Here is a 24,385-nt window from a genome sequence, read left to right on the forward strand (position 1 = left end):
GAAGGATCGGCCAATGTCACAGCGGAGGAATCATGTCGGTGTTGCGGGACTTGGTGGAGGGCATCCGGGGCGGTTCGATCGAGGTGATCGACCTGACCGCGCCGCTCGCGAGCACGACCCCGATCCTCATGCTGCCCGAGCCGTTCGGCAACACGATCCCCTTCACACTCCAGGAGATCAGCCGGTACGACGACCGCGGCCCCGGCTGGTACTGGAACAACATCGCCACCGGCGAGCACACCGGCACCCACTTCGACGCACCGATCCACTGGATCACCGCCCGCGACGGCGAGGACGTCTCCCAGGTGCCGCCGTCCCGCTTCCTGGCCCCGGCGGTCGTACTCGACTTCGCCGCCGAGTCTGCCGCCAACCCCGACTTCCTGCTCGAAGTGGACCACGTGACCGCGTGGGAGAAGGAGCACGGCCCGCTGCCCGAGGGCGGCTGGCTGCTCTACCGCACCGGCTGGGACGCGTACGCCCATGACCAGGGCCAGTTCCTCAACGCCAGCGAGACGGGCCCCCACACTCCGGGCATCTCCGTGGAATGCGCCCGCTACCTGGCCGAGCGGACGGCCATCGCCGGCGTCGGCGTGGAGACCGTCGGCACCGACGCGGGCGCGGCCCACTCCTTCGACCCCGCCTTCCCCTGCCACACCTTCCTGCTCGGCGCCGGCAAGTACGGTCTCACCCAGCTGCGCAACCTCGACCGGCTGCCGGTCACCGGCGCCGTGGTCGTGGCCCCGCCGCTGCCCATCGTGGGCGGCTCCGGCAGCCCGCTGCGGGTGCTGGCCCTCGTCGAGAGATGACCGTGAACGTCGCGCAGGCCGTCGGCGCCACCCTGGCCGGCCTCGGCGTGCGTACGGTCTTCGGCGTGGTGGGCAGCGGGAACTTCCACGTGACGAACGCCCTGGTGGCCGGGGGCGCCCGGTTCGTGGCGGCCCGGCACGAGGCGGGCGCGGTCACCATGGCGGACGCGTACGCGCGGATGAGTTCCGAGGCGGGCGTGGTCACCGTGCACCAGGGGCCCGGCCTGACCAACACGCTGACCGGCCTCGCCGAGGCCGCCAAGAGCCGTACGCCGCTGCTGCTGCTGGCCGGCGAGGCCACCTCGCCGCGCTCGAACTTCTACGTCGACCAGGACGCGCTGGCCGCCGCCGTCGGGGCCGTGCCGGCCAGGATCTCCGTGGGGCGGGCGGCCGAGGACACGGCCGAGGCATACCGGGTCGCGATGACCGGGCGGGCCGTGCTGCTCAACCTGCCCCTGGAGGTGCAGGCGGCCGGATACGCCGGGACGGAGCTCCCGGAGGCGACGCCGCCCGAACTCGCCGAGGGCGTGGAAGGGCTGGAGGAGTTCGCCGACGTGCTGCTCGGCGCGCGGCGGCCGGTGTTCGTGGCCGGCCGGGGCGGGCGCGGGGCGCGCGCGGAACTGGTGGCCCTGGCGGACCGGGTGGGCGCGCTGCTCGCCACCTCGGCCGTCGCCAAGGGCCTGTTCCGGGGGAGCACCTGGGACCTCGACGTGAGCGGCGGATTCGCCACGCCGCTGGCCGCGGAGCTGATCGGGGACGCGGACGTCATCGTCGGCTGGGGCTGCGCCCTCAACATGTGGACCATGCGCCACGGCACCCTGATCGGCCCGGAGACCACCGTCGTCCAGGTCGACCACGACCAGGACGCGATCGGCGCCCACCGCCCGGTGAGCCTGGGCGTCGTCGGCGACGTGGCCGAGACCGCGCGGCGGGTGCTGGACCTGCTCGACCCGCGGCACGTCACCACGTTCCGCATGGGCTACCGCTCGCCCGGCCTGGCCGAGCGTCTCGCCCGCGAGGGCCGCTGGCGCGACGTGCCGTACGAGGACTGGGGGAGCGGCGGGCGGATCGACCCGCGGACGCTGTCCATCGGCCTGGACGACCTGCTCCCCGACAACCGCATCATCGCCACCGACTCCGGAAATTTCATGGGATATCCGGCGATGTTCATGGACGTCCCGGACGAGTGCGGGTTCGTCTTCACGCAGGCGTTCCAGTCCATCGGGCTGGGCCTGGCCACCGCGGTCGGGGCGGCGCTCGCCCGGCCCGACCGGCTGCCGGTGGCCGCGCTCGGCGACGGCGGCGCCCTGATGGGCATCGCCGAACTGGAGACCGTGGTCCGCCTCGGCCTGCCCATGGTGATCGTGGTGTACGACGACGAGGCGTACGGCGCGGAGGTCCACCATTTCGGGCCGGACGGATTCCCGCTCGGCACGGTCACGTTCCCGCCCGCCGACCTGGCCGCCATCGCGCGGGGTTTCGGCTGCGACGCGCTGACCGTACGGGACAAGGAAGATCTTTCCGGGGTGGCCGAGTGGCTCAAGGGGCCGCGTGACCGGCCGCTGCTGGTGCACGCGAAGGTGGCCGCCGAGCGTGGGTCGTGGTGGCTGGAGGAGGCCTTCCGGGGGCACTGAACTGTTACGGTTCTGACATGGCTGAGATCGTGTACCCCCCGGTTATCGGGGCCCTGAAGACCATGTTCAGGGTGCTCGACATGAAGATCGACATCGTCGGCGCGGAGAACGTCCCGACCACCGGCGGCGCTGTGCTCGTCAGCAATCACATCAGCTATCTGGACTTCATCTTCGCCGGCCTGGCCGCCCGCCCGTCCCGGCGGCTGGTGCGGTTCATGGCGAAGAAGGAGGTCTTCGACAACAAGATCTCCGGTCCGCTGATGCGGGGCATGCACCACATCCCGGTGGACCGGGCGGAGGGCGCGGGGGCGTACATCGCGGCGCTGCGCGCGCTGAAGGCGGGTGAGGTGGTCGGCGTGTTCGCCGAGGCCACGATCAGCCGCTCGTTCACCGTCAAGGAGATCAAGAACGGCGCGGTACGGATGGCTGCCGCCACGAACACGCCGATGATCCCGATGGCGCTGTGGGGCACCCAGCGGCTGTGGACCAAGGGCCGCAAGCGCGCGCTGGGGCAGCGGCACATCCCGATCACCATCCTGGTGGGGGAGCCGATGCACCCCAAACGCGGTGAGGACATGGACGCCCACACCGCCGAGTTGCGCCGGCGCATCGCCGAGCTGGTCGACAAGGCGCAGCGCGGATACGCCGAGATCCCCGAGGGCGTCTGGTGGCAGCCCGCCCATCTCGGCGGCTCCGCCCCCACCCCCGAGGAGGCGGAGGCTCTGGACGCCGCGGAGCGCGAAGCCCGTGAGGCCAGGCGCGACTAGCGTCCACGATCATGAAGAAAGCGCTCCCTCAATCAGGGTGAGGCCGGGTTACGGCCGTGTCAACCGGCCATTCAGCGGCTTTCAGCGTCGGCCAAGATTTCTCCGCAGCCCTCGGTGAGGCTTTCACATGGGCTGTCTCATTACGGCATACGTCCACTTCAAGGGCGAAATTTCGTCTCATAGGAGGCGTCTGGAGAGCGCTCTCCGGATGGCTTTTGGACCGCGTCAAACGGTCCAGCACATTACGTGAGAGTTAACTTAACACTTGACAGAAGTTCCCGGCTGAGGGGACATTTTGCGTGCAGGGAGCGCTCCCCGACACTCGCCCTCCCGAGGAACCGCCTCGGGCTCAGCACGCGGACGGCGACCCGTGTGTCCCCCCGGCTGTTCCGCCGATGCCTGGAGCTCGCATGACCATGTCCTTCCGCGCCCGCGTCCCGGGCCGGACCCGCTTACGCCTGGCCACCCTGCTCGCCGCCGTCACCGCCCTGCTCGCCACCTCGCTGTTCGCCACGGCGGAGCAGGCCTCCGCCGCGGTGCTGTCCCAGGGCAGGCCCACGCTCGCCTCCTCCGTCGAGAACGGCGGCACCCCGGCCGGGGCGGCCGTCGACGGCAACGCCGGCACCCGCTGGTCGAGCGCCTTCTCGGTGCCGCAGTGGATCAGGGTGGACCTCGGCTCCGCCCAGGCGATCAACCAGATCGTCCTCAACTGGGAAGCCGCGTACGCCACCGCCTTCACCATCCAGACCTCACCCGACGGCAACACGTGGACCACCATCCACACCGTCACCAACGGCACCGGCGGGAACCAGACGTACAACGTCAACGGCAACGGCCGTTACGTCCGCCTGCACGCCACCGCCAAGGCCACCGCGTACGGCGTCTCGCTCTGGGAGTTCCAGGTGCACGGCCCCGGCAGCGGCGGCGGGGGAGGCGGCGGCCCGATCATCCGGGTGGCCGAGTTCCTGGCCGACTGCCCGTTCAGCCACCGGCTGCCCGACGACCCGATCGTCGCCCCCAACCTGCCCGGCGGCTCGCACATGCACAGCTTCTTCGGCAGCACGGTCACCAACGCCTTCACCACCCTGGCGGACCTGCAGAACGCCCCCACCAACTGCAATCCGTCAACCGACCTGTCCTCGTACTGGGTGCCCACCCTGTACGTGAACAACGTGCCCGTGGAGCCGACCGGCACCACCTTCTACTACCTGGGCGAAGGCGTACGCGACGACGTGATCGCCAGGACCCAGCCGATCCCGCTGGGCCTGCGGATCGTGGCGGGCAACGCCAAGGCGACCGCGCCCGACGCGAGCTCCACCGCCCGCTGGTCCTGCCTGCACGCCGGGCACGTGCCGCCGGGCAAGGACTTCGTGACCTGTCCCGCGGGGACCATGCTGGAGTCGTACCTGGACTTCCCGCAGTGCTGGAACGGGACGGCGCTGGACTCGCCCGACCACAAGAGCCACATGGCCTACCCGGTCAACGGCGACTGCCCCTCCACCCACCCGGTCCCGGTGCCGAAGCTCCGCCAGGTCCTCCGCTATCCCGTCAACGGAAGCCCGGCCACCTTCCGCCTCGCCTCCGGGCCCGGATACACGATGCACGGCGACTTCTTCAACGCCTGGCCGGTCGCCGAGATGGAACGCCGCGTCCGTGACTGCATCCGTCCCATCATCAAGTGCGGCGCCAACGGCACGCCCTGACCCCACGCTGACGGTGGCGAGGAAGGACATCACATGCGAAAGCTGCTGATCCTCTCCTTCCTCGCCGCCTCCTGCGCCCCGCCACCGGCGGCGGTCACCCCCCAGGTTCCCGCTCCGCCGCCGGTGGCGACCACCATCGCGGCCACCCTCGACCCGAACCCGCTGAGCACCGGCACCCTGAACGCCACCGACATCGCCTGGGCCCAGCTCATGGTCCCCATGCACGAGGGCCTGCTCCGGCTGCTCGACCGGGCCCCCGACCGCCTCACCGACCCCGACCTGGCCCGCCTGGCCGCCCAGGTCGGCACCGCCCACCGCGCCGAGCTCCCCGCCCTGCGCCGCATCCTCACCCGCGCCGGAGTCACCGGCCAGAACCCCCACGAGGGTCACGACATGCCCGGCATGGTCACCCAGGCCGACCTGACCCTCATCACCCCCCTCACCGGCCCCGCCTTCGACCGCCTCTTCATCGCCCACCTCCGCGGCCACCTCGAACAGGTCGCCCTCGTCTCCACGGCCGAGGGCAAATCCGGCACCGACCCCGCCGCCCACACCCTCGCCACCACCATGGTCAAGTCCCGCACCACCCAACTAGCCACCCTCAACCGCCTGACCCGCTGAATGAGTTACACTTATTTCAGATATCCAACTGGGAGGCGGTCATGTCGCGAACCGGTGTTCTCGCCAAGGCGACACGTGTCCACGCGGACAGTGGTGAGCGGCAGCTCTTCGAGCGCCTGGAGGCCACCGCGGAGAACGCGGCGCAACTCCTTCTGCGCGGAACCGACGGTCAGGACATCGTGCTACCCGAGTCGCTGCTCACCCTGGTGCTGGCCGCGGTCCACGACCTCGCGAGGGGAAACGCCGTCCTCGCCCTCCCCGTGGAGACCCGTCTGACCCCCAGCGAGACCGCCCAGCTGCTCGGCCTTTCACGCCCCTTCGTGTCCCGGCTGATCGACGAGGGGGAGATCCCGGCACAGCACCTCCCCGGCAGCCGCCACCGGCTGGTCCGACTGGCCGACGTCCTGGCCTTCCAGGCCCGCCGGGAGCGCCGCGCCGAGGGCCGCCGAAGAATCAGTGACATCGTCGAGGACGAGGACCTGCCCTACTGAGCGCGCGGGAGAACTCCTGATGGCACGGGTTTTCGTCGACACCAATGTCCTGTTCCCGTTCTCGCTCATGGATCTCATGCTCGCCTTGACCGAGGACGCCGTGCATACGGTCGTCTGGAGCGACCACCTGCTCGACGAGTGGGAACGGGTCATCGTCCGTGAAGAGCACCGCTCAGCGTCCTCGGCCGCGCGAATCTGTGCCGTGATCCGTGGTTCTTCGCGGACACTCGCGTCCCTGAGGGCGACTACAAAGCCCTTGTCGAGGAGATGGAGGGCGACGACCCCGACGATCGATATCACATGGCCGCCGCCATCGCCGGCGGAGCTCAGAGCCTCGTGACCTGGAATCGGGGAGATTTTCCGGCCGGCTTCCTGGCTCGGTTCGGGCTGACGGTCACGGACCCGGACACCTACCTGTGCTCGTTGCTGAGCCAGAGTTCACATGAGGTGCTGGCTGTGTTGGCCCGAATGTCGGCAGGCAAACGGCGGCCGCCCATGACCGTGATCGACATTCTCCAGGCCCTGGAGCGGGCGGGCGTCCCTGTCTTCGCCCGCCGGGCTCGCTCACGGGTTCCCGGCCACAGCGAATGAGTACGACCGCTCTTGGCCTCCTGAGCAGCGAGAACCAGCTCATCGGCGGAGAGAAGTGCAGTTATGATAACTGTACTTCTCTAAGAGGGGCGGGTATGCGGAAGCCGTCGGACATGTTCGACCGGGATCGGGAGTGGGCTGCCCTGGTGCGGTTCGCGAGCGATGAGCAGGCCGGGGCGACGCTGGGGGTGGTGTCCGGGCGGCGGCGGCAGGGGAAGAGTTTTCTGCTGGAGTCGCTGTGCCAGGAGGCCGGGGGGTTCTACTTCTCGGCGCAGGAGGCGACGGACGCCGAGTCCCTGGCGTCGCTGGGGGCCGCGCTGACCCGGCATCTGGATCCGGTGGCGCCGTTCGTGCTGCCCGACTGGGCGACGGCGATCGACGTGCTGCTGCGGATCGGCAGGGATCGGCCGGTGCCGGTGGTGATCGACGAGTTTCCGTACCTGGCGAGGGCGCATCCCGCGCTGCCGTCGATCATCCAGGGGGCGTACGCGCCCCGGCGGGCCGAGCGGACGGAGTCGCGGACCCGGCTGCTGCTGTGCGGCTCGGCCATGTCGTTCATGGGCCGCCTGCTGTCGGGCAACGCGCCGCTGCGGGGGCGGGCGTCGCTGGATCTGCCGGTGGACACGCTCGACTACCGGCTCGCGCGCCGGTTCTGGGAGATCGAGGACGTACGGCTGGCGGCGCTCGTGCACGCGGTCGTGGGAGGGACGCCCGCGTACCGTACCGAGATGATCCGCTATGACCGGCCGCGTGATCTCGACGACTTCGACGACTGGGTGATCCGCGCGGTGCTGTCACCCGGCAGTCCCATGTTCCTGGAGGCCAGGTATCTCCTCGCGGAGGAGCCCGATCTGCGGGACGGCGCGCTCTACCACTCCGTGCTCGCCGCCATCGCCGAAGGCAACAACGGGCGCGGCGGCATCGCCGGGTACGTCGGCCGCAAGACCAACGAACTCTCCCACCCGCTGACCGTCCTGGAGGACTCCGGCCTCATCGTCCGCGAGGGCGACGCGTTCCGCGGCAACCGCACCACCTTCCGGATCAAGGAGCCGCTGCTCACCTTCTACCACGGCATCATGCGCCCGTTCTGGCCGCAGCTCATGCGCGCCACCGCCACCGACCGTATCTGGCGGCGCGCCGAGCGCCGGTTCGCCGGCGGCGTCCTGGGCCCGCACTTCGAGCGTCTCTGCCGCGACTGGGCGCTGCACTTCGCCGAGGACCGCTTCGGCGGCTGGCCTGCCGACGTCACCGCCGGAACCGTCAACGACTCGGCCAACCGCACCACCCACGAAGTCGACGTCGCCGTGATCGGCCACGCGGACGGCGCGAAACCCCCGCTCCTGGCCATCGGCGAAGCCAAATGGGGCGAAACCATGGGCGTCGGCCACCTCGACCGCCTCCGCCGCATCCGCGCCCTGCTCACCGCCAGCGACCGCTACGACACCTCGTCCACCCGCTTGCTCTGCTTCTCGGCGGCGGGCTTCACCGACGACCTCCGCCGCCTCCAGAACCAGGGCGAGGTAGACCTGATCACCCTCACCGACCTCTACGACTGACGAGAGGCGTTGATCTACTTTGTAAAGGGATGGGCTCGGCCCGGTCCGAAGAACCAGATGTTGCCGATGTTGCGGCCGCCGCGGCGGAGGACGGTGCCCAGGAGGTCGGTGAGGTCGTCTTCCACTTCGGTGAGCAGGTCGCGGCCGAAGACGCACAGGGATTCCTCCCACGGGTGGCCGAACGTGCCGAGCCGCAGATCGGAGGTGAGGTAGACGTAGTAGTCCCCGTCAGGGTAAGCCCGGCCGGGCCAGCGAGGTTGGCCGGGACCGCCGACTCTGAGGGGGTCGAATCGCGAGCCTGCGTGGTAGCGGTTCAGCCAGTAGAGGGGCTCTCCGGGAACGGCGCAGGCCAGGAGGCCACGCTTGAACGGCTCCACCCGGGAGTGAATCCCGCCGCCGGCAAGTGTTCCGGTAATCGTGTGGGATCGTGCGAGTAGACCTTCCACTCGATCGGTTCGCGGTACACGTCCCCGGAGTTGCCTGTCGTGTTCGTCGCGGAGGTGCTCGGCGGACGCCAACTCAGTCTCACAGGTCAGCTCAGGAGGATCAGGGCCAGGGCGGCGACGAGGAAAGCCGTGCCCAGGGCTATGAGTATGCCGCCGACCAAGGTGCCGCGGCCTTTGAGGTCGTTGATGCGGACGTGGTGGGGATTGGCTGGGTCGTACAGGATCGAGACTGTGTCGCCGGGTTGGGCGGGGGCGGGGTTGGCGCCTACCGGGGATTCTGCTTCCACGCGTACGCCGTCGGCCGTCGTGAAGCGGAGGACGGGGTGGTAGACGTGGCTGTAGCGGGGGTGTTGGGGGACGCCTTCGCGGCTTGTGCGGAGGCGGATGACCTCGCCCTGGCCGGGGACGGCGCGGCTGTGGAAGCCGCGCGCGGTGGCGAGGACGTCTCGCCCCCGCGCGAGCAGGTGCAGCCCTAAGAACTCGATGAGGACCGCGACCAGGACGTGCCAGATCATCCGCCGACTTTATGGCCTGTCGGCGGATCCGGCCTACTACCGGATTTCGGGCTGGACCCAGCCGGACTGCGGGATGTCGCCCCGGTACGGGCCCTGGACCACGGGCGGGTTGAGGGTCTCCTTGACGGTGCGGGCGTTCACCCAGCGGATCAGGTTGAAGATCGAGCCGGCCTTGTCGTTGGTGCCGGAGGCGCGCGCGCCGCCGAAGGGCTGCTGACCGACGACCGCGCCCGTGGGCTTGTCGTTGATGTAGAAGTTGCCCGCGGCGAACCGCAGCCGGGCGCTCGACGAGGCGATGACCTGCCGGTCCCGGGCGATCAGCGACCCGGTCAGCGCGTACGGCGAGGCCGACTCCATCTGGTCCAGGACGGCGTCGTAGTCGGCGTCGTCGTAGACGTGCACGGCGAGGATCGGCCCGAAGTACTCGGTCGTGAAGATCTCGTCGGTGGGGTCACCCGACACCAGCACGGTCGGTTTCACGAAATATCCGGTCGAATCGTCGTAGGAGCCGGTCAGGACCTCGATGGAGGACGACGCGCGCGCCCGGTCGATCGCGGCCTTGTGCTTGGCGAAGGCGCGCCCGTCGATGACCGCCCCCAGGAAGGTGGACAGATCACCCGACACGTCGCCGACGGTCAGCGACTCGGCCGTGCCGACCAGTTCGTCCCGGAACCCCGTCCAGATCGACCGCGGAATGTACGCCCGCGACGCCGCCGAACACTTCTGCCCCTGGTACTCGAACGCCCCCCGGATGAGCGCCGTCAGCAGCGTCCCCCGATCCGCGGACGGATGCGCCAGCACGAAGTCCTTGCCTCCGGTCTCGCCGACCAGACGCGGATACCCGTGGTAGGAGCCGATGTTCGCCCCGACACTCGCCCACAGATGCTGGAACGTCCGCGTCGACCCCGTGAAGTGGATGCCCGCCAGCGCCGGATGCGGCACGGCGACCTCGGAGACGGCCTGCCCGTTCCCCGTCACCATGTTGATCACCCCGGGCGGCAGTCCCGCCGCCTCCAGCAGCCGCATCGTGAAGTGCGCCGCGAACTGCTGCGTCGGCGACGGCTTCCACACCACCACGTTCCCCATCAGCGCGGCCGACGCGGGCAGGTTCCCCGCGATCGCCGTGAAGTTGAACGGGGTGATCGCCAGCACGAACCCCTCCAGCGGCCGGTACTCCATCCGGTTCCAGACGCCGGGGGAGGAGACGGGCTGCTCGGCGTAGAGCTGCCGCGCGTACGCGACGTTGAAGCGCAGGAAGTCGATCAGCTCGCAGGCCGCGTCGATCTCCGCCTGGTGCGCCGACTTGGACTGCCCGAGGATGGTCGCGCCGTTCAGCGTGTTCCGCCACGGCCCGGCCAGCAGGTCGGCGGCCCGCAGGAACACCGCCGCGCGCTCGTCGAACGACAGCGCCCGCCACGCCGGCGCCGCGTCCAGCGCCGCCGAGATGGCCGCCGAGACGTCCCCGGCGGTCGCGTCCGCCGTACGGCCCAGCACGGCCTGGTGGTTGTGCGGCTGCACGACGTCGATCGACGCGCCGCCACCCATGCGGCGTTCGCCGCCGACGGTCATGGTCAGGTCCAGGCCGGCCGCGGCGAGCTCCTTGATGCGGCTCTCCAGCGCGGCCCGCTCGGCGCTGCCGGGGGCGTACCCCTGCACGGGCTCGTTGGCGGGTACGGGGACGTTAGATACCGAATCCATCATTTACCCCCAAGAGAGCGCAGGAAGAAGGCGACGTTGGCGGGACGTTCCGCGAGCCGGCGCATGAAGTAGCCGTACCAGTCGTCGCCGTACGGCACGTAGACGCGGACGTTGGCGCCGGACCGTACGAGGGCGAGCTGCTTGTCGGTGCGGATGCCGTACAGCATCTGGAACTCGTAGTCGGAGCGGCCGTCGGCGAGGGTCTCGGCGATGGCGATCAGCCGGTCGTCGTGGGTGGCGACCATCGGGTAGCCGGACCCGGACATGAGCACGCGCAGGCAGCGCACGTAGGCCCGGTCCACCTCGCTCTTCTTCTGGTACGCGACCGAGCTGGGCTCCTTGTAGGCGCCCTTCACCAGCCGCACCCGCGTGTCACGCAGGTCGCGGCAGTCGGCCTCGCTGCGGAACAGATAGGACTGGATGGCCACCCCGGTGTCGGGGAAGTCCGTGCGGAGCGCGTGCAGGATGGCCAGCGTGGAGTCCACGGTGGTGTGGTCCTCCATGTCCAGCGTCACGGTGGAGCCGTTCTCCCTGGCCGCCTCGCAGATCTGCCGCGCGTGGTCCAGGGCCATGGCGTCGTCCAGCGCCTGCCCGACGGCCGACAGCTTCACCGACACCTCGGCCTTGTCCCCGAACCCGAGCGGGCGCAGCGCTTCCAGCAGCCGCACGTACGCCTTGGTGGTCTCCACCGCGGCCCCGGTGTCGCGGACCTCCTCGCCCAGATGATCGATCGTGGACATCAGCCCCAGATCCGCGAGCCGCCGGGTCGCGGTGACCGCGTCGATGGTCTGCTCACCCGCGACGAACCGGTCCACCACCCCCCGGGTCAGCGGAAAGCGGGACACGGCCCGCCGCGCCCGACGGTTCCGGGACGCCGCCAGAAGTACCTCACCAAGCATGTGACCAGCCTAAATCCCCACGTCAGCGGCCATCCACGGACATCCGGCCAAGCGTGTTCAGACAAATGCTCAATAATGGGTGGTGTGCAGGAGCTCGTCGACGAAATAGCCCGCCTGCTGGACGCGTCGGTGACCTTGGAGGACCGGTCCTTCCAGCTCGTCGCGTACGGCGCGCAGAGCGGCGACATCGACGCCGTCCGCGAGGAGGTGATCCTGCGCCGCCGCGCCACCGACGCCACCCGCGCCCACTTCGAGGCCTACGGGATCGCCACCGCGGCGGGCCCGGTCAGGATCCCGCCCATCGCGGGTGTGCTCGGCCGCGTCTGCGTGCCCCTCCGCCACAAGGGCGTCACGTACGGATACCTGTGGCTGCTCGACTCCGGCCACCTCACCGACGACCGGCTCCGCACCATCGAACCCCTGGTGGCGCGGGCCGCCGCCACCCTCGCCCGGGAGACCCAGACCCGCCAGGCCCCCCTCGACGCCCTCTTCTCCGCCGACCCCGACGCCCGCGCGGCCGCCGCCGCCGAACTGGCGGGACCCCTGGTGGCGATGGCCACCCGCGCCGCCCCCGGCCAGGTCGCGGCGCTGTGGACGCTCCCGCACGACGTGCGCATCGACCTCACGCTGACCCGCCCGGCCTTCCTCGTCCCCGCCGACCAGTCCCGCGACGTCGCCCGCCGCGTCCAGGACATGTACGGCACCGCCACCGGCGTCGGCGCCCCCCGCAGGGACCCGGCCGACGCCTGGGAGTCCTGGCGTGAGGCGCTGGGCGCGCTGCGGGTGGCGGAGGCCAGGGGCACGCCCATCGCGTACTGGGACGATCTGGGCGTCTACCGCTATCTGATCAAACTTCCGCACAGCGACCTCCAGGACCTGGCCGCCGAGGCCGCGCCGCTGGGGGAGCTGGCCGCCACCGTCGAGTGCTACCTCGACCATGGCGGCCACGTCCAGGAGACGGCGGCCGAGCTGGGCGTGCACCGGCAGACGCTCTACTACCGGCTGGGCCGGGCGGCCGAGGCGACCGGCCTCGACCTGGCCGACGGCCAGAGCCGCCTGCTCCTCCACCTGGCCCTGAAAGCCGCCCATCTCTAGGCGCAGACGTTCTCGTACACCCGGATGAGCTCCTGGCTGACCCGCTCCAGCGAGTAGCGCGAACGCGCCCGGTCCACCCCGGCGAACCCGAGCGCCGTGCGCAGCGTGCGGTCCCCGAGCAGCTGCCGCATCCGCACCACCACCTCGGCGGGGCGGCGCACGTGGAATCCGGTCACCCCGTGCACGACCGCGTCCAGGTGCGCGCCGGTCGCCGACACGATCACCGGCACGCCGCAGGCCATGGCCTCCACGGCGGCGATCCCGGTGGGCGCGGCGGGGGCCAGCGCCAGCGCCACGTCGGCGCTGCGGATCAGCTTCGGCATCGTCGCGTGCGGCACCCGGCCGAGCAGCTCGACCCGGTCCTCCACGCCCTTCTCCCTGGCCAGGATGCGCAGCCGGGCCAGCACCGGCCCGTCGCCGCCGGCCACCACCAGCTCCGCGCCCGGCACCAAGGCCAGCGCGGAGATCGCCATGCCCGCGCCGCTGTCGCCGATGTGCAGCAGCCGGGCCCGGTCGCCGCGCGGCAGGGCCGGGCCCTGGCGGCGGAACCGCTCCACGTCCACGCCCGTCGGCACGACCGCGATGTTGCGGCGCGGCACGCCCAGCCGGATCAGCTCGGACTCCTCGCCGGCGCAGCTCGCGATGACGGCCCTGGCCCGGCGGCCGATCGCCCGCTCCAGCCGCAGCACCGGCGCGGACGGCACGTCGCCGTGGTGGAAGGTCTGCGTCACCGGCACGCCGAGCCCGTCGGACCCGGCGATCGCGGCCAGGCCGCCGGTCCAGGAGTGGGCGTGGATCACGTCGGGCCGGTCCTGCCGCCAGCACCGCTTCAGTCCGTCGCTGAAGTCCGAAATGTAGGGCAGGAGGTCGTTCTCGGAGAGCTCACCGGCGGGCCCGGCGGGCACCTGCTCCACCCGTACGCCCTTGATGGCGGACGAGCCGCGGGTGTAGACGGTCACGCTGTGGCCGCGGCCCAGTTCACGGGCGATGGCGGGGGCGTCGCTGGAGAGGTCACTGGTGGAAACGATGGCGATATGCATGGCACACCTCATGGCGTTGATCGCGATGAAAGGGTGTGCCTGCGTCTTAGGCACCAGATATGTAGCTGTCCTTACCGTACATCGACTGGCGCTAAACGCAAACTTTTCCACAAGTTTTCAGCGGGCGCGGCGGAGCGTGAGCACTGTGATCTCGTCGATGACCCGGTCTCCGGCGAAGGCGCGGTGGTCCTCCTCGATGGCCTTGACCACGGCGGACGGGGGCTGGCTCGCGCATCTGGCCAGCACCTCGGTCAGCCGGTCCTCGCCGTAGCCGGCGCCGTCGGCGCTGCGGGAGCCGACCAGGCCGTCCGAGTAGAGCACCAGCGTCTCCCCGGCGGCCAGGGTGAGCTCCTCGGCGGCGGGTTCGGCGCCCTCCTCGAAGCCCAGCGGGACGCCTCCGCCCTCGGTGAAGCGCACGCCGCCGTCGGGTTGCAGCAGCGCGGCCGGGTGGTGGCCGGCGGAGGCGAGCCGTACCTTCCGGCCGCGCACGAAACCGGCCGCGGCCATCACGAACAGGCCCGTGTGCTGGGCCAGCAGCGCGTCGTTGACCTTGCGCAGGGCCGCGCCGGGGTCGCGCTCCCAGGCGCTCATCACCCGCAGGCCGTTGCGGACCAGCGACGTCACCGAGGACGCCTCCTCGCCCCGGCCGGCCGCGCTGCCGATCACGAAGCCCCAGCCGCCCTTCATCGGGAAGACGTCGTAGAACTCGCCGCCGATCGCGCGCAGGCCGGAGCCCGGGTGGTACATGGCGGCGAACTCGAAGCCCGGGATGTCGGGCAGCGTGCGGGGGAGCACCCCGCTGCGCAGCGCGTCGGCCGCGTTGGAGCTGCGCTGGAAGGTCCGCTGGGCGCGCAACGCCAGGCCCAGGTGGCCGCCGATCTCCTCCAGCAGGCCCAGGTCGGCCAGGCCGAACGGGGGACGGTCGCGGAGCCGTACCAGCGTGAGGACGCCGCTGACCTCCTCGTCGGTACGGATCGGGACCGACAGCAGCGAACCGGCGCGCATCTGGGCGAGCACGTCCGAGCCCAGCAGGGACTCGTCGCTGAGCATCTCGTGGATGATGCCGCTCTGGGTGGCCAGCACGTGCGCGACCAGCGGCGCCTCCGCCGGGGGCAGGGCCTCGACCGCGCGGTGCAGGCGGGCCACCGGCTCGGTGCTCGGCGCGATCACCGCCGCCCGGTGCGGCACGCCGTCCCGCAGCACGTCGGCGATCACCCAGTCGGCTGTCTCGGCCGCCAGCAGCCGGGCCGCCCGGATCAGCGCCACCGGCTCGCGCAGGCTCTCCTCGTCCAGCAGCAGCCGGGTCAGCCGGGACAGCAGCTCGTGCCGGCGCGCCGCGGCCAGGAACAGCGCCTCGTCCGGCGCCTCCGCGGGGTGCTGCGCCTCGGTCAGCTGCACCTCGGTCGGCAGCGCGACCGCGGCCACCATCTCCTGCGGTTCGCCCGGCATGCGCAGCCGGCTCAGCACCAGCCGCACCGTGTGCGTGCGCCCCTGGTGGTTGAGCCGGGTCTCGAAGGTGATGCTCTCCTCGCCGCGCAGCGCCGCGTTCAGCTGCCCCCGGAACGCCGCGCGCCGGGAGGACTCGATCAGCAGCGGGAAACCGCGGCCGATCAGATAGCCGGCCGGGCTGCCCAGCAGGCGGGTCGTCTCGTTGTTGATGCGCCGGACCGTTCCGCCCGGGTCCATCACGATCACCGGAACGGGCAGCGTCCGGAAGATCTGCCTGAGCAGTTTCTGCTCCCGCTGCGGCCCGCCGTCGCGGCGCTTGCGGGCCCGGCCCAGCTCGGCGAGGGCGTCCCTGACCAGCTCCTCGGCCGCCGCCAGCTCCGCGCTGGCCGGCATCGAGGCGACCCGGTCGGCGAACTCGGCCAGTCTCTGCTCAAGTTCGGTCACGGACATATGCTCCTCTGTACATCAACCGTCGAACTAGGGGAACGGTCTTCCCTGTGATTCCCATTCTTGCGCGCGATCTAGCCGCCCTCGGACGGGTCACCGAGGGAGCCTCCCTCGAGAGCGTGCTGCGCGGCGTGACCGAGGCGATCGCCCGCGGCGTCCCGGGCTGCGCCGGCGGCACCGCCGAACTCTGGCAGGACGAGCGCGTCCTGTTCGCCGCCTCGCACAGCGAGCTCATCGCCGTCACCGACCGCGAGCGCGCCCTGCGCGAGGGCCCCTCCCGCGAGGCCCTCGCCACCGGCCGTCCCGTCGTCGCGGCCGACGTCATGCGCGACCCGCGCTGGCCCCGCTACGCGGCCGCCGCCGTCCGGCACGGCATCCGCTCCGTCCTGGTGCTGCCCGTCCGCGCCGACGGCGCCGTCGTCGTGGTCGGCCTGTACGGCGTGCGCCCCGGCGTCTTCGCCGACCACGTGGTCCTGGCCGACCTGCTGCGCGAGCAGGTCACCGTGGCCCTGGCCAACATCTGGGAGTTCGACGACGTGCTGACCGGCGCGGCCCAGATGCAGGAGGCGATGGCCGGGCGCGCGCTCATCGACCAGGCCAAGGGGATCATCATGCAGGCCAGCGGCTGCTCCGCCGAGGCCGCCTTCGACGAGCTGCGCCGCGTCTCCCAGCACCACCAGGTCAAGGTGGCGGACCTGGCCAAGCTCCTGGTGACCGAGCACCAGCAGAAGAACGCCAAGTGACCTGACCGGGTGACCTAACCGGCGAAGGCGGCCAGGGCCTCGTCGAGGGTGTCGAACATCGGGAGCCGCTGCGACAGCCCGGTCACCCACATCACCTTCGAGTTCGGGTACTGCACCGAGATCAGCGCGAAATGGCCGCCGGCCCCGACGGACCGCTGCCAGTGGTGCACGATCAGCCCGAGCGCGCGCGAATCCATGAACGAGACTCCGCCCAGGTCGAGCACCATGTCGGGCCCGTGATCCTCGGCCACGGTGTCCAGGTACTCGGAGAACTGCTCCCGGGTCGTCGCGTCGAGGATGCCGTCGATATGAACCACCACGATGCCCTCGGCAGCGGTCGAGCGCATGGTGAGATTGGCCACGTGTTCCTCCTTCGGCGCAACCTTACTGTTATCCCGGGGGTGGTGAAACTCCCGGATCTGGGGCATTATTGCGCCAGAGGTCCAGCAGAGGGCTTCGTCTCGATCGTTGAGCGAGGCGCGCCTTCTGCACGGTAAGGCGCGGCCCGCGATCATATAAGGGGCCTGCCGAGATGCCTGCCGAAATCATCTGCGAACCCACCGCCGAAGACCTGCTCGCCGAACTCGTCGACGACGCCACCACCGAGGAACGCCGCGTACGCCTCCGCGAGCTCATCGTGGAGATGCACCGCCCGATGGCCCGCGACATCGCCCGCCGCTACCTGCACCGCGGCGAACCCATGGAAGACCTCCTCCAGGCCGCGTACGTCGGCCTCATGAAGGCCATCAACGGCTTCGACCCGACCCTCGGCCACAGCTTCCGCGGCTACGCCATGGTCACCATGACCGGCGAGGTCAAGCGCCACTTCCGGGACCGCACCTGGGCGGTCCGGGTCCCGCGCCTCTACCAGGAGCGCCGCTCCGAGCTCAACCGCCTGGTCGCCGACATGACCCAGGAGCTGGGCCGTTCGCCCAAGGTGCCGGAGCTGGCCACCCGGATGGGAATCTCCGAGGAGGACATGATCCTCACCCTGGACGCCTCCGCCGCCTACAGCACGCTCTCCCTGGACGCCCCGCTGGGCGCCGACGACGACGCGGCCGCCCTCGGCGACGTCATCCCCGACAGCGACGACAGCCTCTCCGTCCTGGTCGACCGCGAAGCGGTGAAACCGCTGATCGACGATCTGCCGGAGCGGGAGAAGACCATCCTGTTGCTGCGCTTCTATGGCAACATGACCCAGGCGGAGATAGCCGCCGAGTTCGACATCTCGCAGATGCACGTGTCCCGGATCCTGCGCAAGGTTCTCGACCAGCTCCGCTCCGAGCTCGTCGCCGGATGATGATCGTTCGTGACCTACCCCGGGGTATCGACCGACTTGGGGTGATATCCCGGGGTATCTTCGTCGGTGAGTCGCCACTACTGGGAGGCGTTAGCGGGTGAACGAGGACGGCGTCACGCCCGTACCTGGGGGCGGCAAGGAGATCACGTTCTCCCTCGCCGACCTTCCCGACGTACGGGAGTTCGCCGCTGCCCTCGCCCGCCGGGGCGGCATGACCGAGGAACGCGTCGGCGACTTCCTGGTCGCCCTCAACGAGGTCACCACCAACGCCGTCACCCACGGCGCCACCAAGGCCCGCCTCCGCCTCTGGTACGACACCGGCGACCTGGTCGTGGACGTCCACGACGAGGGCCGGCACTGGGTGCTGGACGGGGTGCCGGGCCACACGCCGCCGGGCGAGCACGCCACCAGCGGCATGGGCCTGTGGGTGGCCCGGCTGCTCAGCCGCTCCCTCAACGTGCGTACGGGCGAGAACGGCACGTCCGTCGTCATGCGCTTCATGCTCTGATTCTCTTCTTCACGTATTGCCTATTGATTGTGTAGGAAATATCGGAAATAGTCGAGAACAGCCTCGAAGAAGCGGAGGAGACCCGATGAGCGTCACCGACGAACTGCTGGCCAACGCCGAACGGTACGCCGAATCCTTCGACCAGGGCGACCTGCCGCTGCCGCCGGCCAAACAGGTGGCCGTGCTCGCGTGCATGGACGCGCGGCTCAACGTCTACGGCCTGCTCGGGCTCCGGGAAGGCGACGCGCACATCATCCGCAACGCGGGCGGGGTCGTGACGGCCGACGGCCGCCGCAGCCTGGCCATCAGCCAGCGGCTGCTCGGCACCCGCGAGATCATCCTCATCCACCACACCGGCTGCGGCATGGTCACCTTCACCGACGAGGCCTTCAGGGAGAGCATCCAGGCGGAGGTCGGCATCAAACCGGACTGGGCCGCGGAGACCTTCCCCGACCTCGACGCCGACGTGCTGCAGTCCATCGCCCGCATCAAGGCGGACCCCTTCATCCCGCACAAGGACTCCGTCCGCGGCTTCGTCTACGAGGTCGAGACCGGACGGCTGCGCGAGGTCAAATAGCCCCCCGGACACGAGTGTGCCGCGCGACCTGGCCTGAAGGATCGCGCGGCACGGTTCTCGGAGGGCTCAGCCGTTCGGCGGGGCGGCGCTGATGTCGGACAGCGCCGAGGTGGGGTCGCGCTCCAGGGCCATGTCGCCCAGGGTGACGATCCCGATCGGGCGGTTGTCCTCCACCACGGGGATGCGGCGGATCGCCTTCTCGCGCATCAGCCGTACCACGTCGTCGGAATCCTGCTCGGGACCGACCGACACGACGTCGGCGCTGCACAGGCTGCCCAGGGGAGTGAGGTTGACGTCGCGGCCCTCGGCGACCGCCCGGACCACGATGTCCCGGTCGGTCACCACGCCGCAGAGCAGGCCCTCCTTCGTCACCAGCACGTCGCCGATGCCCTGGTCGCGCATGAGCTTGGCGGCCTTGATGAGCGGGGCGTCCACCGGGAGCGTCGTCGGATGGGTGGTCATGACATCACGTACCGTCTGCACCGGAATCATCTACCTTCTGGTCCGGCCGCGGTAGCCGCGCCAGGAGTTGACGCCGGCCGTACCGATCCCGGCCTGGTGCAGGGCGAGCAGGCACAGGCCGAGCGCCACCAGCGCGGTGATGCCGATGCCGATACTGGCGTTCAGCAGATCCAGCAGGAAGGCGATGCCGAAAACGACGGCCGCCGCGATTGCGAACATCTGTTCATCCCTTCAGCTTGTCGAACAGCGAGCGGTACTCGCGCAACGCGAGCCGCAGCTGCTCGGTGTCGTTCTGGTCGCCGTTCTTCCAGCCGTCCACGAGCGCCTGCCGCCGCGCGGCCAGCGCGCTCACGGCCTCGTCGATCAGCGCGTCGGCCTTCTCCACCGAGTCGCGCGGGTCGTCCACGAAACCGGCCTTGATGTCGTGCCAGCGGGCGTCGAAGTCGATGTCCTGCGGGTAGACGTCTTCGGGGAGACGCTGCTCGGGGACCGTCACCGCGTCGGGGGCGAGCACGTCGTCCGGGGTTTCGAGCCGGGCGTCGCTCTCCTCGCTCAGCGGGGCGACCACGGGGGCGCCGTCCGCGGCCAGCGGCTGATGCACGGGGCCGGGGCCTACCCGGACGTCGTCACGGCCGAACTCGCCGGGGCGCGGGTCACCGAACTGATCCTCATCGGTCGGGCCGCCGGTCTGGAACGGATCGTCCAGCCGGTCTCGCGTGCCGGTCGCGTCCGGGTCGCCCAGCCGGTCGTGTGTGCTCGTCGTGTCCGGGTCGTCCAGGCGGTTGTGCGTTCCGGTCGCGTCCGGGCCGCCCAAGCGGTCCTGGTCGCCGCCTTTGTGGCGGTCGCCAGTCTTATGGAGATCGTTCAGCCGGTCGCCAGGCACGTCCCGATCGTCCAGCGGGTCCTGGGTTCCGGTCGCGTAGGGGTCGCCCAGCCGGTCCTGATCCGCGGCCAGGTCGTTGGCCGCGTTGAGATCGTCTTGGGCGTCCTTGTGGGTGCCCTCGCCCGCCACCAGCCGATCACCCTCGTGGGCCGCCGCCTCGCGGCGCTCCTCCTCCGTCAGCGGTTCGGGCGACTCCGGCACCGGCTCCTCGTCCGGCTCCCGGCGGGTGTCGTAGGGAGGGTTGTACGGGTTGCGTTCCATCAGCGGTCGGCCTCCTTCGGGCGCGGGGAATCCATGAGCAGCTCTTCGAACAGCGCGCGATAGTGGACCATCGCCTGGCGGAGCTCCTCGGTTCCGGCCTCCTGCCGGGCCGCCCGTCCGCTGATCTCGTGCGCCTGCCGGTATCGGTCGAGCGTGTTCCCGTACTTGACGGAAAGCACGTTCAGGCGCTCCTCGAATTCGTCGGTCGGGAAACCGCGGTCGGCCATGACCGCCGTCACCAGCGCGTCCGCCTCCGTCACCGCGAAACCGGGCGCGTCGACGAAACGCTCCTGCACTTCCATCCACTTCTTCGCGTACGTCTCACGCGTCTCGTCGTCCAGCGGCCGGATATCGAGTTCGGCCACCCGAGCCTCCCGGGCCAGCAGCTCCTGCTCGGCCACGCGGCGGTTGTCTGTCTCCTGGATGGCGCGGTCGTACTCCGGACCGAAACGATCCTGAAGACGGCGGCGGCGGTTCTGGGTCGCGAGGAAATAGCCCACGGCCCCCAGCGCCACCAGCACGACTACGACGACAGCCACCCAACCAATGGCATTCATTGTCTGCCTCCGGGTGTTCTGTTGAGTTGACTCTCCGCACTGCCCGGGAAAGGCGCGAGTAATCCACGTTCTCGCGGGTAGAGCGGTTCGTCGTTGACGCCGAGACGTCATTCGACCGAGGAGGTTCGCCATGGGCTTCGGAGCCGGTCTTGCCTTCATCGCGATCGGCGCGGTGCTGGCTTTCGCGGTGAAATGGGACGTGCCCGGGATCGACCTGCAGATGATCGGCTGGATCCTGATGGCGGTGGGCGGCGTGGGCACGCTGCTGACCGTGATCTACACCCGCCGGCCGCGGCCCGAGGAGGCCGTGGAGACGATCGAGCCCGACCTCATGTACACGGTGGATCCGGCCACGGAACCGTACCGGCACGTCCACGAGGAAGAAACCCACGCCAGGGTCCACCCCTCAGAACGCCACGTCCACGTCCGCCGAGAAACCCACTACGACGACTGAGCCCCCGCTAGCAGCCCCCTTCGCCGCCTGCTCAGATGTCCATGCTCAAGAGCCGACGAAGGCCATGAGCGGGGCGAGTTCATTCGGTCAGGACGTTTTGGATGCCCTAACCGAATCAACCGGTCGCGCTTGACACCGGTGCGACGGCATCAACGGCGCCGAGTTACGCGAGAAGAATGAGATGGTCGTGGCACAGGATGAGTCGGCCCCTCTTGGCGCCGGTGTGGCGAGAAGGCCTTACCTGCGTTAACGGCGCCGGATAACGGCGAGAACCAGCATCTGGCCCATTCTGATAAGTACCCACGAAGGGTGTCAGCTGGGCAGGCCGGCCGATCTGCGCCGGAGATGGCCCAGCGCGGCCGCGTCCCCAGGCCCGTCCCGCTCCACAAGCCGTTCCGCCACGTACGCCCGATGCTCGGCGTCCACATTCCCGCCGTACTTGAACTTGCCCTTGATCTCCCTGACGGTCAATTCCAGGCCACGAATCCCGCGGAAACGCCGTACATGCTCGTCAGGGTCAACCAGCCCTTCATCCAGCGCAGCGATCTGCTGCCGCAGAATCTCGGCCTTCCCCGCATCATCCGCCACCACCCGCGCCTGACACACGAGCTGAACCGCCGCGTAATACGTCGTCGGAATCCCCGCCCCCGGCTCGCCCTCACCCGGCAAGACCTTCCACGACCCCCGCACATACGCCCAGTCACCCGCCACCGAGAGCACCACATTCGGGTTCTCCTCGATCGCCTCCCACACCGGATTGGGCCGCGCCAGATGCAACACCACGCGCCGCTCATCCACCAGCAAAAACTGCGTAGGCACGACTACCGGAACGTCCCGCCCCCGCCCACTCGCGATCAACTGCCCGAAGGAGTTCTCCCGCACGAACGCCAACGACTCCTCATCGGAAGCGGCATCCCAAGGATGAATAAGCATGCACCAGACGGTAAAAGAATGAGCGAAGCCACGCAAGCGGTTATCGTCCGCTCCCGTGATCCAGGCGTAGGCCGGTACCCAAGCGTCGGTGCTCACAGCAGACATTGACGATCGGCTATGCACCGAACGACCGGCCACGCGCCAACGACCGACGGACACCCATCACCCGAGCACCAACGTTTGGCAGGGCGACCCACCCGGACGTCATTCCGGCGAACCAAGCGCCTCCCGGGCCGCCGCCAACACCCCACCGACATGCGACGACCCACCCGCCGCCACCTCGTAGAACCCCTGCACAGGGTCGTACGCGATATCCAACCCCTGCTCACCCAACCGCCCCGCCCACCGCAAGGCCGTATTGAGCTTCTCCTTCGGGATCGTACGCCCCTGCGCCACGGCCGACAGATTCCGCAAGTTCGTCGCCGGCCCCGACTGACTGTGCTCCCGGCTCAACTTCCACGGCAACGCCGCCGAATGATCAGTCATCGGCCGCGACAACCCCGCCGCCCGCTTGGCCTGCAGAACCCCCGACTCCGTCACCCCGAAGTGCTCCGCCAACTCCCCATTCGACCACCCCTGCGCCACCAGCCGCGCAAGCTCCCCCTGATCGACCCGAGCCTTCCTTCCCATGATCGCCACCCTAGGCCCGCCACCGTAACCATGTGCACACCCGCACCGAATCTACGCTAAGGTTGTTCTCGCCTGGTCAACCAGGCAACGGGACGTAGCGCAGCTTGGTAGCGCACTTGACTGGGGGTCAAGGGGTCGCAGGTTCAAATCCTGTCGTCCCGACCAGGTTCTTCCTGGTCACAAGGGGTTTCGGAGTCTATCCGAGGCCCCTTTTCCGATCTTCGGGAGCCAAACGGGGAGCCAGAGGGTCAGGCGGACGTCGTCCGCTTCTTGAAGATCTTGTCCATGGCCTGGGCACCCTTGGTGAGCCTACACCTACGTCGGTGGCAAGAAGGGCAGCGCCAACGCCGAGATCGACGCGTCGTCGGGCAAGCATGGCCGTGACACTGTCTTCACCTGGCGCTTCGAGAAGCCCAGGTACGTCACCGGCAGCGACCTGAGGTACTTCACACCGATGAAGGTCAGGGCGGGCGTGGTGACGACATCGCAGTGCCAGATCCAGGACGGCGGTCCGCGAGATGGCGCACGGATCGCCAAGAACGCCACTCTGGCCACCTGGGCCGCCCAGCCTGAGGCGGAGTGGACGATCCACTCGCCCAAGAGCATGGGAGCGGGCAAGGACCTGGTGACCACCTGCAAGATCATGCCGACCGTCGGCTTCGACTCACCCCAGACCCCCGCCACTCCCGGCGGGGACATCACGGCCGATGTCCCCCTGCAGAGGCCGGTGGTCAAGTGTGACACCTCCCCGCTCATCAAGAACTACACCGGTGGATGCGTCCTGGCCGACGTCGCGCCGGTGCTGGCCTTCGACGCCGTCAAGAACGACGGGGTGAAAGAGTCGGCCAAGCACGTGTGGGACGCGTACTTCAACGCCGACAAGTGGACGAAACCGGAGAGCGACAATCCCAAGAAGGTTCCCGGCCACGCCCCTTACGGGCCTTTGCACCGTGAGGTCGAAGGAGCCAATGCGGATCTGGTCGACCCCGACTTGGCGCCCACCGGGACTATCAAGAAGAACCGCACCCATTCGATCAGCATCTGCCGCACGGAATGGCCGGTCGTGAGACCGAAGGAGGAGAAGCTGGACTGCGACGAGTTCCCCTTCGCCAGTACGAAGGAAGGCTCGCTCTCGGCCAACGGCAACTTCTCGGTGCGGTACATCAACGCGTCTGACAACCGCAGTTCCGGCAGCCAGCTCGGCGGCTTCTACCAGCAGACGCGCAGGCTCGGCAACGACCCCTTCTATGTCGCCGCCAACCCGCGCGCCCAGGACCGTGACCTGCCTCCGGTCCGCTGACAGCTAACATCGTGGCCCG

General features: G+C 69.7%; 28 protein-coding genes and 1 tRNA gene. 16 read left to right on the plus strand and 13 right to left on the minus strand.

Features of this window, described 5'->3' with window-relative positions; translation table 11 throughout:
• The first annotated feature begins 32 nt into the window (after positions 1–32).
• The 8 genes from Aph01nite_RS10770 (at position 33) to Aph01nite_RS10805 (ending at position 8,169) form a co-directional block, all read left to right on the plus strand.
• A complete protein-coding gene (locus tag Aph01nite_RS10770; RefSeq protein ID WP_204040666.1) occupies positions 33–806 on the plus strand; it encodes a cyclase family protein in 774 nt (257 codons plus the stop codon).
• Positions 803–2,440 (plus strand): thiamine pyrophosphate-binding protein, encoded by a 1,638-nt coding sequence (locus Aph01nite_RS10775; RefSeq protein ID WP_239161570.1) that lies wholly within the window; start codon positions 803–805, stop codon positions 2,438–2,440. The genes Aph01nite_RS10770 and Aph01nite_RS10775 overlap by 4 nt, the downstream gene beginning before the upstream one ends.
• Before the next feature lie 17 nt (positions 2,441–2,457).
• Positions 2,458–3,207 carry a lysophospholipid acyltransferase family protein gene (locus Aph01nite_RS10780; RefSeq protein ID WP_204040667.1) on the plus strand — a complete coding sequence of 250 codons (750 nt, stop codon included), beginning with the start codon at positions 2,458–2,460 and terminating at the stop codon, positions 3,205–3,207.
• A 410-nt stretch (positions 3,208–3,617) separates the two neighbouring features.
• On the plus strand, positions 3,618–4,910 hold the full coding sequence (locus tag Aph01nite_RS10785) for a DUF1996 domain-containing protein (RefSeq protein ID WP_204040668.1): 1,293 nt from the start codon (positions 3,618–3,620) through the stop codon (positions 4,908–4,910).
• Positions 4,911–4,943: 33 nt separating this feature from the next.
• A complete protein-coding gene (locus Aph01nite_RS10790; RefSeq protein WP_204040669.1) occupies positions 4,944–5,531 on the plus strand; it encodes a DUF305 domain-containing protein in 588 nt (195 codons plus the stop codon).
• 41 nt (positions 5,532–5,572) lie between these two features.
• Positions 5,573–6,022: a helix-turn-helix domain-containing protein gene (locus Aph01nite_RS10795; protein ID WP_204040670.1), complete on the plus strand. Its 450-nt coding sequence runs from the start codon at positions 5,573–5,575 to the stop codon at positions 6,020–6,022.
• Positions 6,023–6,289: 267 nt separating this feature from the next.
• A complete protein-coding gene (locus tag Aph01nite_RS41295; RefSeq protein WP_239161589.1) occupies positions 6,290–6,613 on the plus strand; it encodes a VapC50 family PIN domain-containing toxin in 324 nt (107 codons plus the stop codon).
• Positions 6,614–6,708: 95 nt separating this feature from the next.
• Positions 6,709–8,169 carry an AAA family ATPase gene (locus Aph01nite_RS10805; protein WP_239161571.1) on the plus strand — a complete coding sequence of 487 codons (1,461 nt, stop codon included), beginning with the start codon at positions 6,709–6,711 and terminating at the stop codon, positions 8,167–8,169.
• A gap of 14 nt (positions 8,170–8,183) precedes the next feature.
• On the opposite strand, the gene Aph01nite_RS10810 is transcribed toward Aph01nite_RS10805, so the two are convergent.
• The 4 genes from Aph01nite_RS10810 to Aph01nite_RS10825 all read right to left on the minus strand — a co-directional run bounded on the left by Aph01nite_RS10810 (position 8,184) and on the right by Aph01nite_RS10825 (position 11,727).
• Complete coding sequence (locus Aph01nite_RS10810; protein ID WP_239161572.1) at positions 8,184–8,546, minus strand: DUF2716 domain-containing protein; 363 nt, start codon at positions 8,544–8,546, stop codon at positions 8,184–8,186.
• 155 nt (positions 8,547–8,701) lie between these two features.
• Positions 8,702–9,130: a DUF3592 domain-containing protein gene (locus tag Aph01nite_RS10815; protein WP_204040671.1), complete on the minus strand. Its 429-nt coding sequence runs from the start codon at positions 9,128–9,130 to the stop codon at positions 8,702–8,704.
• A 36-nt stretch (positions 9,131–9,166) separates the two neighbouring features.
• Positions 9,167–10,828: an L-glutamate gamma-semialdehyde dehydrogenase gene (gene pruA, locus Aph01nite_RS10820; RefSeq protein WP_204040672.1), complete on the minus strand. Its 1,662-nt coding sequence runs from the start codon at positions 10,826–10,828 to the stop codon at positions 9,167–9,169.
• Positions 10,828–11,727, minus strand: coding sequence for a proline dehydrogenase family protein (locus Aph01nite_RS10825; protein WP_204040673.1), 900 nt, complete (start codon positions 11,725–11,727; stop codon positions 10,828–10,830). Before Aph01nite_RS10825 ends, pruA begins: the two co-directional genes overlap by 1 nt.
• 75 nt (positions 11,728–11,802) lie before the next feature.
• Between Aph01nite_RS10825 and Aph01nite_RS42100 the strand changes: the two genes are divergently transcribed.
• Complete coding sequence (locus Aph01nite_RS42100) at positions 11,803–12,822, plus strand: PucR family transcriptional regulator (protein WP_204040674.1); 1,020 nt, start codon at positions 11,803–11,805, stop codon at positions 12,820–12,822.
• Here Aph01nite_RS42100 and Aph01nite_RS10835 read toward each other — a convergent pair.
• Both Aph01nite_RS10835 and Aph01nite_RS10840 read right to left on the minus strand, forming a co-directional pair.
• Entirely contained in the window at positions 12,819–13,862 is a 1,044-nt protein-coding gene (locus Aph01nite_RS10835; protein WP_204040675.1) for a glycosyltransferase, read from the minus strand. The two genes, Aph01nite_RS42100 and Aph01nite_RS10835, sit on opposite strands and share 4 nt — an antisense overlap.
• A 117-nt stretch (positions 13,863–13,979) precedes the next feature.
• On the minus strand, positions 13,980–15,755 hold the full coding sequence (locus Aph01nite_RS10840) for a SpoIIE family protein phosphatase (RefSeq protein WP_239161573.1): 1,776 nt from the start codon (positions 15,753–15,755) through the stop codon (positions 13,980–13,982).
• Between the two features lie 53 nt (positions 15,756–15,808).
• Here Aph01nite_RS10840 and Aph01nite_RS10845 point away from each other — a divergent pair, with 53 nt between their 5' ends.
• Entirely contained in the window at positions 15,809–16,501 is a 693-nt protein-coding gene (locus tag Aph01nite_RS10845; protein ID WP_239161574.1) for a GAF and ANTAR domain-containing protein, read from the plus strand.
• A gap of 14 nt (positions 16,502–16,515) precedes the next feature.
• Here Aph01nite_RS10845 and Aph01nite_RS10850 read toward each other — a convergent pair whose 3' ends face one another.
• On the minus strand, positions 16,516–16,863 hold the full coding sequence (locus Aph01nite_RS10850; RefSeq protein WP_239161575.1) for an STAS domain-containing protein: 348 nt from the start codon (positions 16,861–16,863) through the stop codon (positions 16,516–16,518).
• A gap of 170 nt (positions 16,864–17,033) precedes the next feature.
• On the opposite strand from Aph01nite_RS10850, the gene Aph01nite_RS10855 reads away from it, so the two are divergent.
• The 3 genes from Aph01nite_RS10855 to Aph01nite_RS10865 all read left to right on the plus strand — a co-directional run bounded on the left by Aph01nite_RS10855 (position 17,034) and on the right by Aph01nite_RS10865 (position 18,886).
• Complete coding sequence (locus Aph01nite_RS10855) at positions 17,034–17,801, plus strand: SigB/SigF/SigG family RNA polymerase sigma factor (RefSeq protein WP_204040677.1); 768 nt, start codon at positions 17,034–17,036, stop codon at positions 17,799–17,801.
• A gap of 97 nt (positions 17,802–17,898) precedes the next feature.
• Positions 17,899–18,309 carry an ATP-binding protein gene (locus Aph01nite_RS10860; protein WP_204040678.1) on the plus strand — a complete coding sequence of 137 codons (411 nt, stop codon included), beginning with the start codon at positions 17,899–17,901 and terminating at the stop codon, positions 18,307–18,309.
• An 85-nt stretch (positions 18,310–18,394) separates the two neighbouring features.
• Positions 18,395–18,886: a beta-class carbonic anhydrase gene (locus Aph01nite_RS10865; RefSeq protein WP_204040679.1), complete on the plus strand. Its 492-nt coding sequence runs from the start codon at positions 18,395–18,397 to the stop codon at positions 18,884–18,886.
• Positions 18,887–18,952: 66 nt separating this feature from the next.
• Here the strand turns inward: Aph01nite_RS10865 and Aph01nite_RS10870 are convergent, their stop codons facing one another.
• From Aph01nite_RS10870 to Aph01nite_RS10885, 4 genes are read right to left on the minus strand one after another with little or no spacing between them, the layout of a single operon-like run.
• Positions 18,953–19,348 carry a CBS domain-containing protein gene (locus Aph01nite_RS10870; RefSeq protein ID WP_239161576.1) on the minus strand — a complete coding sequence of 132 codons (396 nt, stop codon included), beginning with the start codon at positions 19,346–19,348 and terminating at the stop codon, positions 18,953–18,955.
• Positions 19,349–19,378: 30 nt separating this feature from the next.
• Entirely contained in the window at positions 19,379–19,567 is a 189-nt protein-coding gene (locus tag Aph01nite_RS10875) for a hypothetical protein (protein ID WP_204040681.1), read from the minus strand.
• Between the two features lie 4 nt (positions 19,568–19,571).
• Positions 19,572–20,492: a hypothetical protein gene (locus Aph01nite_RS10880; protein WP_204040682.1), complete on the minus strand. Its 921-nt coding sequence runs from the start codon at positions 20,490–20,492 to the stop codon at positions 19,572–19,574.
• On the minus strand, positions 20,492–21,031 hold the full coding sequence (locus tag Aph01nite_RS10885) for a hypothetical protein (protein WP_239161577.1): 540 nt from the start codon (positions 21,029–21,031) through the stop codon (positions 20,492–20,494). Before Aph01nite_RS10885 ends, Aph01nite_RS10880 begins: the two co-directional genes overlap by 1 nt.
• A gap of 148 nt (positions 21,032–21,179) precedes the next feature.
• Here Aph01nite_RS10885 and Aph01nite_RS10890 point away from each other — a divergent pair, with 148 nt between their 5' ends.
• On the plus strand, positions 21,180–21,503 hold the full coding sequence (locus Aph01nite_RS10890; RefSeq protein ID WP_204040684.1) for a DUF6458 family protein: 324 nt from the start codon (positions 21,180–21,182) through the stop codon (positions 21,501–21,503).
• Between the two features lie 312 nt (positions 21,504–21,815).
• Here Aph01nite_RS10890 and Aph01nite_RS10895 read toward each other — a convergent pair whose 3' ends face one another.
• Complete coding sequence (locus Aph01nite_RS10895) at positions 21,816–22,532, minus strand: FMN-binding negative transcriptional regulator (RefSeq protein WP_239161578.1); 717 nt, start codon at positions 22,530–22,532, stop codon at positions 21,816–21,818.
• Between the two features lie 108 nt (positions 22,533–22,640).
• The gene (locus Aph01nite_RS10900; protein ID WP_204040685.1) at positions 22,641–23,066 is read right to left on the minus strand and encodes a hypothetical protein; all 426 of its coding nucleotides are present in this window, start codon (positions 23,064–23,066) and stop codon (positions 22,641–22,643) included.
• Positions 23,067–23,154: 88 nt separating this feature from the next.
• Between Aph01nite_RS10900 and Aph01nite_RS10905 the strand changes: the two genes are divergently transcribed.
• Both Aph01nite_RS10905 and Aph01nite_RS10910 read left to right on the plus strand, forming a co-directional pair.
• Positions 23,155–23,231: transfer RNA gene (locus tag Aph01nite_RS10905), tRNA-Pro, on the plus strand.
• Between the two features lie 289 nt (positions 23,232–23,520).
• The gene (locus tag Aph01nite_RS10910; protein ID WP_204040686.1) at positions 23,521–24,366 is read left to right on the plus strand and encodes a NucA/NucB deoxyribonuclease domain-containing protein; all 846 of its coding nucleotides are present in this window, start codon (positions 23,521–23,523) and stop codon (positions 24,364–24,366) included.
• The last annotated feature ends 19 nt before the right edge of the window (positions 24,367–24,385 follow it).

It is taken from the genome of Acrocarpospora phusangensis, from assembly GCF_016862995.1.
GTDB classification, from domain to species: Bacteria; Actinomycetota; Actinomycetes; order Streptosporangiales; family Streptosporangiaceae; genus Acrocarpospora; species Acrocarpospora phusangensis.

What these genes read in the sequence shown, in the direction of transcription:
- Aph01nite_RS10825 (WP_204040673.1), bottom strand. Translation starts at nt 11,727, where the DNA reads ATGCTTGGTGAGGTACTTCTGGCGGCGTCCCGGAACCGTCGGGCGCGG.
- Aph01nite_RS10815 (WP_204040671.1), bottom strand. Translation starts at nt 9,130, where the DNA reads ATGATCTGGCACGTCCTGGTCGCGGTCCTCATCGAGTTCTTAGGGCTG.
- Aph01nite_RS41295 (WP_239161589.1), top strand. Translation starts at nt 6,290, where the DNA reads ATGGAGGGCGACGACCCCGACGATCGATATCACATGGCCGCCGCCATC.
- Aph01nite_RS10870 (WP_239161576.1), bottom strand. Translation starts at nt 19,348, where the DNA reads ATGACCACCCATCCGACGACGCTCCCGGTGGACGCCCCGCTCATCAAG.
- Aph01nite_RS10865 (WP_204040679.1), top strand. Translation starts at nt 18,395, where the DNA reads ATGAGCGTCACCGACGAACTGCTGGCCAACGCCGAACGGTACGCCGAA.
- pruA (WP_204040672.1), bottom strand. Translation starts at nt 10,828, where the DNA reads ATGGATTCGGTATCTAACGTCCCCGTACCCGCCAACGAGCCCGTGCAG.
- Aph01nite_RS10880 (WP_204040682.1), bottom strand. Translation starts at nt 20,492, where the DNA reads ATGGAACGCAACCCGTACAACCCTCCCTACGACACCCGCCGGGAGCCG.
- Aph01nite_RS10890 (WP_204040684.1), top strand. Translation starts at nt 21,180, where the DNA reads ATGGGCTTCGGAGCCGGTCTTGCCTTCATCGCGATCGGCGCGGTGCTG.
- Aph01nite_RS42100 (WP_204040674.1), top strand. Translation starts at nt 11,803, where the DNA reads ATGGGTGGTGTGCAGGAGCTCGTCGACGAAATAGCCCGCCTGCTGGAC.
- Aph01nite_RS10910 (WP_204040686.1), top strand. Translation starts at nt 23,521, where the DNA reads ATGAAGGTCAGGGCGGGCGTGGTGACGACATCGCAGTGCCAGATCCAG.
- Aph01nite_RS10790 (WP_204040669.1), top strand. Translation starts at nt 4,944, where the DNA reads ATGCGAAAGCTGCTGATCCTCTCCTTCCTCGCCGCCTCCTGCGCCCCG.
- Aph01nite_RS10785 (WP_204040668.1), top strand. Translation starts at nt 3,618, where the DNA reads ATGACCATGTCCTTCCGCGCCCGCGTCCCGGGCCGGACCCGCTTACGC.
- Aph01nite_RS10770 (WP_204040666.1), top strand. Translation starts at nt 33, where the DNA reads ATGTCGGTGTTGCGGGACTTGGTGGAGGGCATCCGGGGCGGTTCGATC.
- Aph01nite_RS10900 (WP_204040685.1), bottom strand. Translation starts at nt 23,066, where the DNA reads ATGGGAAGGAAGGCTCGGGTCGATCAGGGGGAGCTTGCGCGGCTGGTG.
- Aph01nite_RS10775 (WP_239161570.1), top strand. Translation starts at nt 803, where the DNA reads ATGACCGTGAACGTCGCGCAGGCCGTCGGCGCCACCCTGGCCGGCCTC.
- Aph01nite_RS10795 (WP_204040670.1), top strand. Translation starts at nt 5,573, where the DNA reads ATGTCGCGAACCGGTGTTCTCGCCAAGGCGACACGTGTCCACGCGGAC.
- Aph01nite_RS10855 (WP_204040677.1), top strand. Translation starts at nt 17,034, where the DNA reads ATGCCTGCCGAAATCATCTGCGAACCCACCGCCGAAGACCTGCTCGCC.
- Aph01nite_RS10780 (WP_204040667.1), top strand. Translation starts at nt 2,458, where the DNA reads ATGGCTGAGATCGTGTACCCCCCGGTTATCGGGGCCCTGAAGACCATG.
- Aph01nite_RS10805 (WP_239161571.1), top strand. Translation starts at nt 6,709, where the DNA reads ATGCGGAAGCCGTCGGACATGTTCGACCGGGATCGGGAGTGGGCTGCC.
- Aph01nite_RS10835 (WP_204040675.1), bottom strand. Translation starts at nt 13,862, where the DNA reads ATGCATATCGCCATCGTTTCCACCAGTGACCTCTCCAGCGACGCCCCC.
- Aph01nite_RS10875 (WP_204040681.1), bottom strand. Translation starts at nt 19,567, where the DNA reads ATGTTCGCAATCGCGGCGGCCGTCGTTTTCGGCATCGCCTTCCTGCTG.